The following is a 15,135-nucleotide window of genomic DNA, read 5'->3' as shown; positions in this document are numbered from 1 at the left end:
CAGGGTCGCGGACCGCGGCGGGGGCGGGCATCGGCAGAACCACCGGTCCGCGCCCCACGGCGCGTGATGTGAGCACGCCGTCTCACACCGGCGGATCCCTGCGTCGGAGACGGTGCGGGTGTCCCCTGTGTAGCGTCCAACCGTGACCGCGACGCCCACCGTGCCCGACTCCCCGGCGGGGTGGCGGGCCGTGGGCATCACGTTCGTCGCGCTCGGGGTGGCGTTCGGGTTCTCGTACAACTTCGGCAGCGTGGTGGCGCCGATGCGCGCGTCCCTCGGGATCAGCGCGGCCCAGGCCGGCTGGGTGTTCTCGGTGTTCCCGTTCACGTTCCTGGCCCTCAGCGGCGTGACCGGCCGGCTCGCCGACAGGTACGGCCCGCGGCCCATGTTCGCCGTCGGTGGCTCGGTACTCGCGGCCGGGCTCGTGCTGACCGCGGCCGCCCGGCACGTCGCGACGGCGGTGGTCGGTTACCTGGTGGTGGGCGTCGGCGTCAGCTGTGTCTACGTGCCCTCCGTCGCGAACGTCGGCGCCTGGTTCGTGCGGCACCGGGTGCAGGCGATCGGGATCGCGGTGACGGGCATCGGCGCCGGCACCGTGCTCGGGCCCATCTTCACGGCCGCGCTCGTGGACGCGATCGGCTGGCGTCGCACCGAGGTGTGGCTGGGTGTGGCCGCGGTGATGGTGCTGCTGGTGTGCGCGGCGACGGTGCCCGTCGCGACGCGTGGTGGGCACGTCGAGGCGACCTGGACGCCGCGTCGCCTCACCGGTGACCCCATGTTCCGCATGCTGTACGTCTCCGGGTTCGCAATGGGACTGGTGCTGTACGTGCCGTTCGTGTTCGTCGCCCCGATGGCCGAGCAGGGCGGCGCCAGCGCCATCCGCGCCGCGGCGCTCATCAGCGTCATCGGGTTCGCGAGCACCGCGGCCCGGATCCTGTTCGGTCTCGTCGCCGGTCGGGTCGGGGTGGTGGTCGCCTACAAAGCGACGGTGGTGACGATCTGGGCGTCGTTCCTGATCTGGCTTCCTTCGCGGTCATATGCGGTGCTTCTGGTGTTCGCTCTGGTCTTCGGGGCGGGTTACGGCGGCAACATCGCGCTCATGCCGGCGATGCTCGGCCACTACTACGGCGTGGCCAGCCTCGGCACGGTCACCGGCGTGATGTTCACCAGCGCGAGCGTCGGCGCGTTGCTGGGCGCGCCGCTGGCCGGCCTGCTCATCGGCGCGTCCGGCGGATACCTGCTCCCGACCGTCGCCACGGTCGTCGTCGCCACCCTGGGCACGGTCGGCCAGCTTCTGCTGCCCGCCGCCCACCGGTCCCGTACACCCGCGGGATGAACGGCGCCATCGCCGGCCGGGACGCGACAATGGGACCCATGCGGATCGCACTCGCCAGTACACCGGGAAGCGCGGCGACGCCGAACGAGGACTGGGCCGGGGCGTCGGCGTGGGGGGTGGCGGTGGTGCTCGACGGGTTGACCGAGGCGGACGGCACCGGCTGCGAGCACGGCACCCCCTGGTACGTCCGGGAGCTCGGCGGGCAGCTCATGCGGCTGGCCGCCCGTCCGGACGGGTCGCTGACCGAGGCGCTCGGCGGGGCGATCGCGCTCGTCCGCGACAGCCACGGTCCGGGCTGCGACCTCACCCACGCCGGGTCACCGGGTGCGACGGCGGCGGTGGCCCGGTGGCGGGACGCGGCGGTCGAGTACCTCGTGCTGTCCGACGCGTACGTGGTCGTCGACGCGGGTACGGAGCCGGCGGTGCTCACCGACGCCAGCATGCCCGACCGGGTGGACGGCGCGGCGCCGCACGACACGGACGGCTTCGCCGCGGTGATCCGCGAACGGCAGCGGCTGCGCAACCGGCCGGGCGGGTACTGGGTGGCGCAGAGCGACCCGTCGGCCGCGACGCAGGCGCTCACCGGCGTCGTCGCGGACGCCACGTCGGTCGTGCTGCTGTCCGACGGCGCCGCCGCGCTCGCGACGTCTCTCGGCGCGCTCAGCTGGCGCGAGCTGGTCGACCTGGCCGTGACGCGGGGCCCGGCCGAGCTGATCGCGGCGACCCGTGAGGTCGAGGCCCGCGACCCGCACGGCCGGGTCTGGCCACGGTTCAAGGTGCACGACGACGCCAGCGCCGTCGTGCTCCACCGGACTACAGGCGCGACAGCGCGCGGTCGCTGATGAAGCTGTGCAGCCCGAACTGGCGGGCCCGGCGCACGGCGAACTCGACCAGCCCGCCGTCGGCGTAGTCGAGGGAGTACAGGTCCAGGTCGAACTCCAGCAGGCGCTCGGCGATCTGGGCGTGGTGCTCCAGCACGTCGGGCGGCCACGGCGCGTACCCGTCCTCGGTCCAGCGAACCGAGAACGACTCGAACAGGATCCCGTCGACGAGCTCGGCGAGCTGCGGCAGCATCCCGAAGCCGCGGTTGGCGAGGATGTAGGCGGTGTCGGCCTCGTCGCGCAGGGCGGCGACGAGCGCGGTCAGGTGCGGCACGTCCTCGGGGTGGGTCAGCTCGACGTTGAGGGTGTCGAGGAACAGACCGGAGAAGCCGGCGTCGAGCGCGGTGCGGGCCTGCCGCGTCACATGGGCCACCCAGCCGGGGTGGTCGACGTGGACCATCGCGCCGCCCCAGTCGGGGTTGCGGTCGGGCCGCTGCCACGGTGCCGGCGGACCCTGATCCTCCGACAGGGACAGGTACGCCAGCGGATGCACGCCGCGGTCGCGCAGGTACGCCAGCTCCTCGGGCGTGTAGTAGTCCGGCTGCAGGACCACCCGGCGGTAGGCGGCGAGCCGGTCGAGGTTGCCGGCGCCGTAGTAGAACGCGATCGGCAGCCGGCTCGTGCCCGCCGCCGGGCCGGACCCGGACTCGGCGAACTCGCGGTACCACGCGTAGGTCCGCCGCACACCGTCCACAAGGGACACCGCCGGCTCGAAGTCGACGAGCTTGCGCAGCAGGCCGATGTCGGGGCACCGGCGGGTGACCGAGTGCGCGGCGGGCGCCTCGGGACGCAGCTGCGCCGTCCGTCCGCACGCCGACAGGACCACGTGGGCCAGGTCCCGGATGGCGATCTCGGACGTGTCGTCGCCGATGTGCACCACCCGGCCGAACGCGGCGGGCGTGGCGACGAGCCGCACGGTCGCCTCGACGGCGTCGTCGACGTAGCAGAACGCCCGGGTCTGGTCGGCGCCCGGCACCCGGAACGGGTCCTCGCCGCGCATGCCGCGCAGCAGCATCTCCGGGATGACGTGGTCGGTGCCCATCCGCGGCCCGTACACGTTGTGGTAGCGGCCGATGACGACCGCGAAACCCTTGGCCCGGGCCGCGTGCAGCAGCGCGGCCTCGCCGAACAGCTTGCTCACCCCGTACGCCGACCGCGGCGCACCGGGGTCGGGGACGAGGAGCTGCGCGTCCTCCGCCGTCGGGACCGGTGCCAGCCCGGCCTCGACGCTGCCCGCGTACACCTCGCTGGTCGAGGCGAAGAAGACAGTGTCGTCGGACGTCACCCAGTCGACGAGGTGCAGGGTCGTGAGGCTGTTGACCCGCATGGTGCGCAGCGGGTCCTGTTCGACGTTGCGCACCCCCACGACCGCCGCGAGGTGGAAGACGCGGTCGAACCCGCGCGGCAGGCCGGCCCACGTCTCGGCGGTGGTCAGGTCACCGGACACGACCGTGACCTGCGGATGGCGGCGGACCTTGGCCAGGTCGCGGTCGCGCTTGCCACGGGAGAAGTCGTCGACGATCGTCACGTCGTGCCCGTCGCCGACGAGCCGGCGGGCCAGGTGCAGGCCGATGAACCCGCCGCCGCCGAGGATGAGTGCCTTCACCGTGGTTCTCCGTCCGGTCGGTAGCCGAGGCCGACGTACCGCACGCCGGCCGCTGTCACGGCCGCCTCGTCGAGGATCCGCCAGGAGTCGTAGACGAACAGCGGTCTTGCGTCGACAGAGCAGTCACCGACGAGGTCGGCGACGTTCATCGCGCGGTAGTTCGGGTGGTCGTTGAGCAGCAGGACGCCGTCGGCGTCCCGGAACGCCTTCGCGAGGTCGACCGGTTCGCCGCCGTGCCGGCGGATCACCTCGTCGGTCACCATGGGGTCGTGGCCCCGCACGGTGATGCCGGCGGCGGCGAACACCGGCATCATCGGTGTGACCGGCGAGCCACGCATGTCGTCGGTGGGTGGCCAGCCCTTGTACGCCCAGCCGAGCACCGACAGCCGGGTCCCGCCGCCCTGCCGCAGCAGGCGCACGACCGTCTCGGCGACGTGCACCGGCAGGTACTCGTTCAGCTCGCGCGCGCGTCCCACGAGGAACGGCGGGTTGTCCGGCGCGCTGTCGAGCATGAGGAACGGGTCCTTGGACAGGCAGCCGCCGCCGACGAAGCCGGGCTTCGCGAGATCGGGGCGGGGATAGTCGAGGTTGGCCGCGCGGATGACCTCCAGCGGGTCGAGGCCGTGCTGGTCGGCGATGAGCGCGATCTCGTTGCCGTAGGCGTAGATCAGGTCGGTGTGGCAGTTGTTCGCGAGCTTCACCAGTTCGGCCGCCTCGGGATTGGAGACCGGCACGACCCGGCGGGCCAGCTCCCCGAACACGCGCGCCACCACGGCCGTGCTCTCCGCGTCGATGCCGCCGACGACCTGCGGCAGCTCCACGAGCTCGCGCAGCGCCTGGCCCTGGATGGTGCGCTCGGGTGCCATGGCCAGGCGCACGCGGTCCCATCGCTCTTGCAATACAGGCAGGACGACCCTGCGTGTGGTGCCGACCGGTACGGTGCTGCGCACGACGACCGGCGTTCCCTCCGGGCAGCACCGCGCGATGTCACGGGCCGCGGCGGCGAGGTTGCCCAGCTCCGGCCGGCGGCTGACGGGATCGATCGGCGTCGACACGCTGATGACGACGGCGTCGAGCGGGACGGTGGGCAGCGCCGGGCCCACGAAGATGCGGCGGCCGACCAGCTCGGCGAACACCTCACCGACGCCGGGCTCGAAGATGTGCGGCCGGCCCCGCGCGAGGGTGTCGAGCACGGCCGGTTGGCTGTCGACGCCGTGCACGGTGTGTCCGGCGCGGGCGAGCGCCGCGGTGAGGGTCAGGCCGACGTAGCCGAGGCCGACGATGCCGATGGTCAGCGCCATGCGGGCGGCTCCTTCCGGGTCAGGGGCAGGTCGTTCCGATGCGGTCGAGGTCGCGCGGGCCGACGTAGCCCACGAACCGTTCGGACCGGTAGTGCTGGCACGCCGCGCGCACGTTGCCCGGGCGCGCGGCGTAGTCGACGGCGAGCACGAACTTTCCGGCGTCGCGCAGGGCGCGGGTGTGCCCGAGGTTCTCGGCGCAGTAGTCGGCGGCGCACCGCCGGTCGGTGGCCTCGAAGAACAGCTCCTCGACACCGATGCCGTCGATCGCTTCGGTGTAGCCGGGTTGGGTGCGCAGCTCGGGCGAGTTCTGGGGCACCACAAGGAATCCCGGCTCCCGCTGCTTCGCCCGACGGCTGATCCGGACGACGAGGTCGGCCATCGCCCGCGCCAGGTCCCGCCGGTCGCGCCCGTCGGCGTGGGCGGGGTCCAGCTCCTCGTAGGCGAGCGGCGTGTCGAGGTAGACGCCGTCGAAGCCGGCCGCCAGGGCCCGGTCGACGCGCGGCGCGACGACCCGCTGCCACCACCGCTCGTCCCAGTACCGCACGAAGTACTCGTCCGGCCAGTCCTCCCAGCGGTTCCCGATCAGGTCCGCGGCGTCGCGGCGCAGCGGCGGGTACTCGGGCCGGAAGTCCTCGATGCTGCCGATCTCGAAGTACGCCAGCACGGTCTTGCCCGAGGCGCGCACCGCGGCGATCTCGGCTCGGTCGAAGTAGCCGGCGCCGGCGTCGCGGGCCAGGTCGACGACGACGAGCTGCTGGGGGGCACGGGCGAGCGAATCGAGGCGCCCGTCCGGGTAGCCCTGGAGCTGGTAGATCCAGCCCGGCGCGGCGTCGCGGCCGGGGACCGGCGCCGGCGCCGAGCAGCCGGCGCAGACCGCCAGCGCCATCAGCGCTGCCGGCGCCCGACGACGCCGTCGCGTCATCGTCGCGACCCCTGCGCGACCGGACGCTGTTCGGCCCAGATCGTCTCGACGGTGTCGGCGAGGCGCCACACCGGCTGCCAGCCGATCGTGTCGCGGGCCCGCTCGATGTCGGCGAGCATCCAGTCGACGCCGGCCGACCGCGTCGAGCCCACGTACTCCTCGCGCACCTCGCCGCGGAACCCGGCGACGCGCGCCAGCAGCTCCACGGCGTCGCGGGTGGCGACGGCCCGCCCACTGCCGATGTTCACCACCCGCGCCGGCAGGTACGGGGCGGTGACGACGGCGAGGACGGCGCTCGCCACGTCGCGGGCGTCGACGAAGTCGCGGTGGCTCGTCAGCGGGCCCAGCGTGATCGAGCCGGCTCCGGTGGCCAGGGCCATCGCCATCCGCTCCGCCGCGCGCCCGAGCAGGTTCGCGCCGCGCTGGCCGGTGCCGACCGGGTTGAACACGCGCAGCGTCACCCCGTCGACGCGGTGGCGGCGGCTGGCCACCGCGAGCAGGGTCGTGGCGGCGAGGTGGCTGACGCCGTACTCGCTGACCGGGGTCGCCGGGCCGTCCTCCGTCGCCGCCTCGCCGTGCGGCACCGGTCCGTACTCGCCGGCCGAGCCGAGGCGGACCAGCCTGATGGTCGGGTCGACCCGCTCCACCGCGTCGATGAGCTTCGCGGTGACCATCGTGTTGGCCGACACCAGGTCGGCGACCGACCCGTCGAGGCGCCCGGTGCAGTTGACGACCGTGCCCGCACCGGTGGCCCGCAACCGCGCCGCGAGCTCGACCGCCCCGGCGGTCAGCAGGTCGCACCGGTCGCGGCCGGGGCACAGCAGCGGGGCGTGCGGCTGCAGCGCCGCGCGGACGTGCGCGCCGAGGAACCCGGACGCGCCGAACAGCAGGACCGGTCTCATACCCGTGCCCGCCGCAACGCCGGCAGCAGCAGCGGCCGCAGCGACTCGAAGCTCTGGTTGGCCTCGTCGTAGTCGTCGGGGCGGCCGATGTCGAGCCAGTAGCCCTCGAACCGGTAGCTCGCCGGGCACCGGCCCTGCTCGAGCAGTTCCAGCACGAGCTGGTCGAACCCGAACGCCAGGCCTTCCGGGTACGGCTCGATCGTCGACCGGGACAGGCCGTACACGCCCATGCTGACCCGGTAGTCGAGGTTGGGCTTCTCGCGGAAGCCGACGATGGACTCGTCGTCGACGTCGAGCACACCGAAGTCGATGTGGACCGTGCGGCGCGCGGTGGCGACCGTCAGCGGGGCCTTGGACATCGCGTGGGTGTGCAGCAGGTCGGAGTAGTCCAGGTCGGTCAGGACGTCGCCGTTCATCACCAGGAAGTGCTCGGGCAACCGGTCCCGCATGCCGAACAGCGGGCCGATGGTCGACAGCGGCACGCACTCCTCGACGTAGTCGATCTCGATCCCCCACCGCGACCCGTCGCCGACGAAGGCGCGGATGAGCTGGCCTAGATGGTTGATCGCCAGCGTCGCCGACGTGAAGCCGTACGCCGAGAGCTGGTGCAGCACCACCTCCAGGATCGCGTGGCTGTCACCGATCGGTACCAACGGCTTGGGCAGCGCGGTCGTGTACGGACGCAGCCGCGTGCCCTTCCCCCCGGCCATGATCACTGCATGCATCGTCATCTCCGTCATCTGTAGTCTCGTGCGTGCCCGAGCCGGCCGGCCAGCGCCGCGACGAACAGCACCAGCAGCAGCACGGTCGTGGCCAGGAACACGGTGGTGTCGGCCAGCGGGCTCAGCGTCCGCGGCGCGAGCAGCGTCACCGCGACGTGCGCGCCCAGGCACACCGCGAGCGAGCCGCACAACCACCGGTACTCGGACAGGTTCGCCAGCAGGAACCCCAGGAAGTACGCCCCACCGAGCACCACCCCCGCGGCCGCCATCACCGCCGCCGCGGCGCTGAGCAGACCCGCGGCCCGCAGCGCCACGAGCACCACGGCGGCGACGGCCGCGATCGTCACCAGGCACGCCGCCAGGCTGCCGACCAGCAGCAGCCACACGCGCACCACGAACCGGCGCGGGTGGCGCACCCGGCCCAGCAGCGCCCGCGCCTGCTCGCCGAAGCGGCGGGCCCGCCACTCCACCACGCCCATGCCCACGACGAGCGGCAGCGCCGCGACCACGATGTCGAGCCGGCCGGACATGTACGGCGCCTGCGCGTGCAGCAGGAACGCCGCCGTCAACGCGGTGTACAGCAGCACCGACGGGAACTGCCACCACTCCCCGCGCAGCCCCGAGGCGATGCCCGCCTCGCGGTCGCCGCGTGGCCGCACGGTCTGCCGCATCGCCAGCGCGTACGCCACCGCGACCGAGACGGCCGAGACGCCGACCGCCACGCCCCGCACCGCGGCCCCGCCGTAGTACAGGTAGGCGCCGCCGACGAGCACCGCCGGACCCATCACGAGGAGCAGCCGGTACTCGCGGTGGTAGAACATCAACGTGTTGGCGGCCATCTGGTAGGCCATCTGCCCCACCGCCAGGACGACCAGTCCGCGCCCGGCACCGGTCAGGCCCGTCACCGCGAAGCCGACCACGGCGGCCGCCGGCAGCCCGGCGATCGACCACCAGCGCAGCATGCGGCCCGCCCCCGCGGGGTGGCCCCGGCCCAGCAACCGGTACGCCAGCCACGACGCGCAGCCGGCCCACACCCAGCCGAGCCCGCCGGCGAGGACGAGCCCGAGCACCAGCGACCGCGGCCCGACGGCGGCCAGCAGCGCCGGGAAGATCGCGGCCGGCAACATGTACAGCACGCCGTGGGCGATGTCGTGCAGCCCGTTGCGCAGGCCGCGGGTGATCCGCGGGATCGGCGGGCCACCGGAGCGGTCCGCGGCCGTGCGGCGGTAGACCTCCTCGGCGAGGGTGAACACGTCGGGGTAGCCGTACTCGACCTGGGCGGCGCGGTCGGTGAGGCCGTCGGCCTCGAGCGAGGCCGCCACCTGCAGCGCGTCGATGGCACCGGTGACCACCGGACGGACCCGCTCGACCAGGTCGTCGAGCGGGTCGCGACGCATCGCCTTCTGGACCAGCGCCGAGATGTCGCGGGTCGCGTCCTCGGCCAGGTCACGGGCCGCGCCCATCGTCATGAGGTCTCCCCGAGGGTGAGGGCCGGAACCGCCGCGCGGCCCCGGACGCGCACCGTGGCCCGCCCGATCGCGGTGAACGCCGCGTGCCCGCGGCCGTTGACCGTCGCCCGTCCCCGCACCTTGGGCCGGACCTCGGTGACCTGTTCCGGCGCCGAGGCCGGCAGGCCGGCCGTCACGTTGCGGTACACGCGGCGGTAGGCGTCGAGCGAGTTCTGCAGCGTGAACAGCTCGGTGACCCGTTCGCGCGCGGTGGCGGCCATCCGCCGGCGGGTCGCGTCCTCGGTGAGGATCCGCACGCACGCCTCGGCGACGGCCACGTGGTCGCGCGGCGGCACCACCAGGCCCGCGTCGCCGACCGCCTCCGCCACCCCGCCGACGTTGGTGCACACGACGGCGCGCCCGCAGGCCATCGCCTCGACGACGGTGTACGGGAAGCCCTCGGAGATGCTGGTGAGGGCGACGACGTTCCCGGCGTGGTAGGCACTGATCGGCTTGTCCACCCGGCCTTCGAGCACGGCCGCGCCGGTGAGGCCGAGCTCGTCGATGAGGTGGCGGCAACTGTCCTCATAGGACTCGTTGCCCGGCGGCGTGCCGCCGTAGATCCGCAGCCGCGCGTCGGGTACCTTGCCGCGCACCACCTGGAACGCGCGGATCAGCGTGTGCAGATCCTTCAACGGGTCGATGCGTCCCATGAACACCACCGTCGGCTCGGCGGGTTCGGACTCGGCCACCGGGAACTCGTCGAGCGAGACGCCGTTGTACATCGTCCACATGCGCGCCGGGTCGGCGCCGTTCTGCAGCTGCCAGCGCCGGTTGTACGCCGAGTGCGGCGCCAGCGCGTCGGCGATGAGGTACCCGCCGCCGGCCAGCGCCCGGAAGAAGCTGAGAACCAGCACCTTCACCGCGTGCGGCACCGTCGTCTGCAGGTAGGACAGGTACCGCTCGCGGAGGTAGATGCCGTGCTCGGACATGATGACCGGCACGCCGTAGCGCCACTTCGTGGCCATCGCGACGAGCATGCTCAGCCCGTTCATCGACGAGTGCACGATGTCGGCGTCGACGGGCCGCACGGCCAGCGGCCGCAGCATGTGCTGCAGCAGCCAGGCCGCCTCGACGGCGTCGGCGAGGGTGAGCCCGTCGCCGTGGATGCCGTGCCAGGCGTCCATCATCAGGCCGAGCGTGGCGTTGGCGGTGACCGCGCCGGCGAGGTCGCCGCCGCTGGCGGCGTACTCGTACAGGCCGCGCAGCGACAGCAGGAACCGGCTGCGGTTCACCGCCGCCTCGTCGGAGCGCGGGTCCTGGGGCTGCAGCAGCGCGGTGAGGAACGCCTCGTAGGAGGAGAGGAACGCCGCGCCCGGCGCCTGCACGCTCCGGTGCGGTTGCGGCCCCCACAGCGGGAGCGGGTTCACCCACTCCAGGTTTCCCGGCGGCGCCCAGACCTCCCGTTCCCGGCCGTCGACGCACAGGGCCACGACCTCCCACCGGCACTCCGGCATGCCGCGGATGAGCTGGTCGCACCAGACGCTCACCCCGCCCGTCGCGTACGGGTAGGTGCCTTCGGAGATCAGCAGGATCTTCACGGCAGCAGGCTCGGGGTGAAGACGACCGGGGTGCCGGCCGCGAGCGCCAGCGTCGCCGTCGACTCGCTGCCGTAGGTGGTGTAGCCGCTCGTCCGCGCACCGGTGATGGTGACGCCCGCCGCGGCCGGCGAGGTGACGGTCACCGTGCCGGCGCCCCGGTCGTAGACGGCGTCGACGCCCGCCGACAGCGCGGCGAAGTGGGCGTTGCGTCCGGCCGTGTGGGCGGCGAGCGCCGGCCACGTCGGGCTGAGCAGCGGCACGGAGTAGTAGCCGGTGTACCTGGCGAGCACCGCCTCGACCCAGTCGGTGGTCAGCGTGCGGCCGGCACCGTAGTCGCGCAGGTTCCCGATGTGGAACGTGTGCGTGTAGATCGAACCGGTGGCGACGTGGGTCATCGCCTGGTCGCTCTCGTACCCGACGATCTGCTCGTAGGTGCGGTCGGTCGGCCAGTACGGGAACCTGCCGTTCGGCCCGTAGAAGGAGTTGTAGAAGTACGTCTCCTCGGCCGGGGTGGTGCTGAAGTACGCCACGTTCGTCGGCCAGTCCGGCACCACCGACAGGGCCGGCTGCATCGGGTGGACGATGTTGCAGTTGAAGCAGGCGGGCACGTGGCTGGGGAACGACATGTTGCCGTGGAGGTAGTCCACGCCGGCGTCGTTCGCGGCCGTGAGCAGGTTCGGGTTCGACGCGCCGAGGCCGTGGTCGGTCGGCGGGTCGAGGTCGTTGTCCGGGTCCGGGTGGTACACGCCCAGGCCGGAGTACTCGCCGGTCTTGAGCACCGTCGCGTCGACCGGCAGCCCGAGTTGGTTGGCGACCGTCACGTTCTGCGTGATCTCGGCCAGGCTGGTCGGATAGTCGGTGAAGTTCAGCTTCGGGTGGCTGTGGGTGTGGTTGACCCACCGGAACTCGCCGGCCAGGCACCGGCTGGTCGCGGTCAGCTGGTTGATCCCGCCGTTGGGCGCGCACGTATTGCCGGCCTGGAGGTTCGCATCCCCACCGTTGTAGGCCAGGTGCATGGTGAACCCGTTGGCGAGCGGATAGGCGGCCCGCAACGCGTTCTGCTGGACGTGCGCGTTGTACGCGTCGTGGCCGCTCATCCGGAAGCCGGGGTCGGTGCCGACCGTGCCGTCGGCCAACTGGTGGTCGGTGGAGTTGAACCAGTCGTCGACGTCGACGCTGAGGTAGTGCCGGTGCTCGCCGAGGAACAGCCCGCGACTGGCCCACCGGAACAGCCCGTACACCAGCAGGTGCGCCTGCAACAGGTACTGGTTCGACGTGAACGTCAACGCGAGGCGTTCACGTCCGTCGGCCGACGTGGTGGCCACGCCGAGCACCGCGCCGCCGCCGGTGAGCACCGGCTGCGCGCCGCACCCCGACTGCAGGGCGTCGAGGTAGACGTAGGACAGCGAGATCGGGATCTGCGCGCCCGGATCGAGGTAGTCGAACACGCCGGCGCCGGCGGTGGTCAGCGAGGCGAGCATCGGGGTCTCCCCCACGCCGCCCTCGCTGCCGCCGCGCAGGCAGTAGTCCTCGGGGAAGGTGCCGTAGCTGCTGTAGAGCGTCGCCTGCCGCACGCCGTAGTCGCGCTCGTAGGCCCACAACAGGTTCCACTCGTCGCCGGACAGCGCGCTGACGTATCCGCCGGACCCGTCGGCGTGCAGCAGCATGCTGTCGGTCAGCAGGATCGCGTTGTACCGCCCGGTTCCGTCGGCACGCACGAGGGTGTCGGCGACCAGCGGCGCGGTGCGCGCGTACAGCACGTCGTAGGCGGCGCCCACGCGGTCCAATGTGGACCGCCACGTGGCGACGCCGAAGTCGCCGGCGTCCACCGCGACCACGAGCGCGCGCACCGCGGCGCGGTCGGTGCCGGTCACCGTCGCGGTTCTCGCCCCGGCCGGACCGCGGCCCGGTGGCCGGACGTGCTGCCCCGGCCGCACCGCGACCGTGCCGGGTTTGCGGGGCAGCTTTCGCGGCGGCGCCGCGGCCGGTGGCGCCACCGCGCCGTACCCGGGCACGGCCGGTGCCGGCCGGCGGGCCGACGCGACGCCGTCGAGCGGGAGCCCGGGCGCCGCGGCGGCGGGCGCCGTCACGGCGGCCTGGCTCACCAGCAGCAGGAGAATGGCGGCGATCGGACCGCGACGCCGGTGTGCGACGGTGCGGCGTCGGGTGGTCGGGCGGTTGAACCAACGTGAGGTGAGCATCTCGGCGGCCTCCGGCGATGCCGACACGGTCAAGGATCTGGTGGAACTGGCGCAGCGGCCATCACCCGGCCACCTCGAACGGCGGCGGGCAGCGTTCTACGACCGGCGCGGTTCGTTCACCGGGCCGGCGGGGACTCCACAAGGACCGGCCATCGGTTCAGCTGACGCTTCCACCGACGGCCCCGGTCAATGACGGGTCTGGCGTTTTCCATAGCGGCACATGTCGCACCCAACTGTCGTGTGTTGCGTCGGGAAGCTGCGCTGGCCCGAAGGCCCCGTGCATGTACGTGCCGTGCTCCACCGGCGTCGACCCCACCCGAAGGCCGGCCGGTTGCTTTTGCCGCGACCGACGGTAGTCGACCGCGTGCTCGTCGTCAGCCGGCCGTTCGGTCGAGGTAGCGACGGATCAACGACTCGGCGTCGTCGATCGGGTTGCCTCATCGGGCTTCCGTATGTCCCCACCGGTGAATAGATTGCTGTCACACCGCTGGAGCACTTTCTCAACTCCGCGGCCCGCAGACGCGGAAGGAGCAGAACATGGCGTTTGGCGCAAAGAGCCGATTACTCGCCGCCGCAGCAGTCATGGTCCTCGTCGGTTCCCTCACCGGAAGCCCCGCCTCGGCCGGACGGTCGAAGCCGGACCCGGGAAACAACACCCCGCAGAAGCTCACCCGCGCGGTGACGCTCCCGGGACTGCTGCGTCACCTCGGCGCGTTCCAGTTCATCTCCGACACCAACGGCAACAACCGCGGCTCCGGTCTGCCCGGGTACGACCGCAGCGCCGACTACGTCGCCTGGACCATGCGCCTCGCGGGCTACCAGGTCACCCGGCAGCCGTTCGACTTCGTCTACTGCGACGAGACGAGCTCGTCGTTCGCGCAGACCGCGCCGACGCCGACGACGTACGTCGACGGCACCGACTACGACCTGTCCGAGTGCTCGGGACCCGGTGACGTCACCGCCGAGGTCGTGCCGGTCGACGTCAACCTCACGCCGCCGCGGGCGAGCACCTCGGGCTGCGAGCCGGCGGACTTCACCGCCGCGGTCGTCGGGAAGATCGCGCTCCTGCAACGCGGAACGTGCCCCTTCGGGCAGAAGGTCACCAACGCGCAGAACGCCGGCGCGATCGGCGCGATCCTCATGAACCAGGGCAACGGTGACGACCCGTCCCGGTACAACCTCCTGCTCGCCACGCTCGGCACGCCGGTGAACATCCCGACCGTCGGCGTCTCGTACGCCACCGGCGAGGGCTTCGCCACCGGAGCCACGGAGACCGTGCGCATCACCGCGACGACCACCTCCGAGATCCGGCACACCGAGAACGTCATCGCCGAGACCCCGGGCGGCAACCCGGACAACGTCGTGATGGCCGGCGGTCACCTCGACTCCGAGCCCGACACGACCGGTCTCAACGACAACGGGTCCGGTAGCGCCGCGCTGCTGGAGATCGCCTGGCAGATGCGCAAGGTCAAGCCCACCAACAAGGTCCGCTTCGCGTGGTGGGGCGCCGAGGAGTCCAACCTCGTCGGGTCGACGTTCTACGTCGGCAACTCCACGCCGGAGGACCTCGCGCGCATCAAGCTGTACCTGAACTTCGACATGATCGCGTCGGCGAACTACACGCTCGGCGTGTACGACGGCGACGACTCGGCGGCCGAGGGCTCCGGCCCCGGTCCGGTCGGCTCGGCGGAGATCGAGGCCCTGTTCGAGCGCTTCTTCGCCTCCCGCCGCCTGCCCACCGCGCCGGCCGACTTCAGCGGCCGGTCCGACTACGGCCCGTTCATCGCGGCCGGCGTCGGAATCCCCGCCGGTGGTCTGTTCACCGGCGCCGAGGACATCAAGACTGCCGAGGACGTCGCCAAGTGGGGCGGGATCGCCGGCATCCAGAAGGACCCCTGCTACCACGACCCGTGCGACAGCTTCACCCCGGTCAAGGACGGCGGTGACCCGGAGGTCTACCGGCAGCTCGACCGGCTGTACCCGCTGATCGGCAACATCAACCTGCGGGCGCTCGACGTCAACGCCGACGCGATCGCGACCGCCGTCATCACCTACGCCTTCGACACGTCGTCCATCCCGACCCGTCCGGCCGTGGCGGCGTCCGCCCGGTCGGCCCCGTCGGCGACCGTGGCGGCCACGAGCAAGGGCCGGTACACCGGCTGACCCTCCTGCCCGGTGGGAGGCCCCGAGGTCTCCCACCGGGTCCGGCCGGACC

Annotated in this window: 11 protein-coding genes; 3 read left to right on the top strand and 8 right to left on the bottom strand. The window is 72.6% G+C overall.

Annotated elements, in window-relative coordinates; all coding sequences use genetic code 11:
- The first annotated feature begins 142 nt into the window (after window positions 1-142).
- Window positions 143-1,336 (top strand): MFS transporter, encoded by a 1,194-nt coding sequence (locus Voc01_RS35165; RefSeq protein WP_203931969.1) that lies wholly within the window; start codon window positions 143-145, stop codon window positions 1,334-1,336.
- Between the two features lie 38 nt (window positions 1,337-1,374).
- A complete protein-coding gene (locus tag Voc01_RS35160) occupies window positions 1,375-2,178 on the top strand; it encodes a hypothetical protein (RefSeq protein ID WP_203931968.1) in 804 nt (267 codons plus the stop codon).
- Here the strand turns inward: Voc01_RS35160 and Voc01_RS53425 are convergent.
- Genes Voc01_RS53425 through Voc01_RS35115 form a run of 8 tightly spaced genes read right to left on the bottom strand, consistent with a single transcriptional unit; the run spans window position 2,150 to window position 12,947 of the window.
- A complete protein-coding gene (locus Voc01_RS53425) occupies window positions 2,150-3,823 on the bottom strand; it encodes an NAD-dependent epimerase/dehydratase family protein (RefSeq protein ID WP_239160699.1) in 1,674 nt (557 codons plus the stop codon). The two genes, Voc01_RS35160 and Voc01_RS53425, sit on opposite strands and share 29 nt — an antisense overlap.
- Window positions 3,820-5,124 (bottom strand): nucleotide sugar dehydrogenase, encoded by a 1,305-nt coding sequence (locus Voc01_RS35145; RefSeq protein WP_203931967.1) that lies wholly within the window; start codon window positions 5,122-5,124, stop codon window positions 3,820-3,822. Before Voc01_RS35145 ends, Voc01_RS53425 begins: the two co-directional genes overlap by 4 nt.
- Window positions 5,125-5,143: 19 nt before the next feature.
- Window positions 5,144-6,046: a glycoside hydrolase family 191 protein gene (locus tag Voc01_RS35140; protein WP_203931966.1), complete on the bottom strand. Its 903-nt coding sequence runs from the start codon at window positions 6,044-6,046 to the stop codon at window positions 5,144-5,146.
- The gene (locus Voc01_RS35135; protein ID WP_203931965.1) at window positions 6,043-6,948 is read right to left on the bottom strand and encodes an NAD-dependent epimerase/dehydratase family protein; all 906 of its coding nucleotides are present in this window, start codon (window positions 6,946-6,948) and stop codon (window positions 6,043-6,045) included. Before Voc01_RS35135 ends, Voc01_RS35140 begins: the two co-directional genes overlap by 4 nt.
- A complete protein-coding gene (locus Voc01_RS35130; protein WP_203931964.1) occupies window positions 6,945-7,673 on the bottom strand; it encodes a sugar phosphate nucleotidyltransferase in 729 nt (242 codons plus the stop codon). The genes Voc01_RS35135 and Voc01_RS35130 overlap by 4 nt, the downstream gene beginning before the upstream one ends.
- An 11-nt stretch (window positions 7,674-7,684) precedes the next feature.
- A complete protein-coding gene (locus Voc01_RS35125) occupies window positions 7,685-9,139 on the bottom strand; it encodes a hypothetical protein (protein ID WP_203931963.1) in 1,455 nt (484 codons plus the stop codon).
- Window positions 9,136-10,719: a GT4 family glycosyltransferase PelF gene (gene pelF, locus Voc01_RS35120; RefSeq protein ID WP_203931962.1), complete on the bottom strand. Its 1,584-nt coding sequence runs from the start codon at window positions 10,717-10,719 to the stop codon at window positions 9,136-9,138. Before pelF ends, Voc01_RS35125 begins: the two co-directional genes overlap by 4 nt.
- Window positions 10,716-12,947 (bottom strand): Agd3-related carbohydrate-binding protein, encoded by a 2,232-nt coding sequence (locus Voc01_RS35115; protein ID WP_203931961.1) that lies wholly within the window; start codon window positions 12,945-12,947, stop codon window positions 10,716-10,718. The genes pelF and Voc01_RS35115 overlap by 4 nt, the downstream gene beginning before the upstream one ends.
- A 510-nt stretch (window positions 12,948-13,457) precedes the next feature.
- Here Voc01_RS35115 and Voc01_RS54225 point away from each other — a divergent pair.
- Window positions 13,458-15,083 carry a M28 family peptidase gene (locus tag Voc01_RS54225; protein WP_203931960.1) on the top strand — a complete coding sequence of 542 codons (1,626 nt, stop codon included), beginning with the start codon at window positions 13,458-13,460 and terminating at the stop codon, window positions 15,081-15,083.
- Window positions 15,084-15,135 lie beyond the last annotated feature (52 nt).

The organism is Virgisporangium ochraceum (genome assembly GCF_016863655.1).
Lineage (GTDB): Bacteria > Actinomycetota > Actinomycetes > Mycobacteriales > Micromonosporaceae > Virgisporangium > Virgisporangium ochraceum.
The sequence above is the reverse complement of the archived record's forward strand: the minus strand, read 5'-3'. Positions and strand labels throughout refer to the sequence as shown.

Excerpts from the sequence above, each read along its gene's own strand:
- Voc01_RS35160 (WP_203931968.1), top strand. The coding sequence starts at position 1,375 with ATGCGGATCGCACTCGCCAGTACACCGGGAAGCGCGGCGACGCCGAAC.
- Voc01_RS35145 (WP_203931967.1), bottom strand. The coding sequence starts at position 5,124 with ATGGCGCTGACCATCGGCATCGTCGGCCTCGGCTACGTCGGCCTGACC.
- Voc01_RS35140 (WP_203931966.1), bottom strand. The coding sequence starts at position 6,046 with ATGACGCGACGGCGTCGTCGGGCGCCGGCAGCGCTGATGGCGCTGGCG.
- Voc01_RS35135 (WP_203931965.1), bottom strand. The coding sequence starts at position 6,948 with ATGAGACCGGTCCTGCTGTTCGGCGCGTCCGGGTTCCTCGGCGCGCAC.
- Voc01_RS35130 (WP_203931964.1), bottom strand. The coding sequence starts at position 7,673 with ATGCATGCAGTGATCATGGCCGGGGGGAAGGGCACGCGGCTGCGTCCG.
- Voc01_RS35125 (WP_203931963.1), bottom strand. The coding sequence starts at position 9,139 with ATGACGATGGGCGCGGCCCGTGACCTGGCCGAGGACGCGACCCGCGAC.
- Voc01_RS54225 (WP_203931960.1), top strand. The coding sequence starts at position 13,458 with ATGGCGTTTGGCGCAAAGAGCCGATTACTCGCCGCCGCAGCAGTCATG.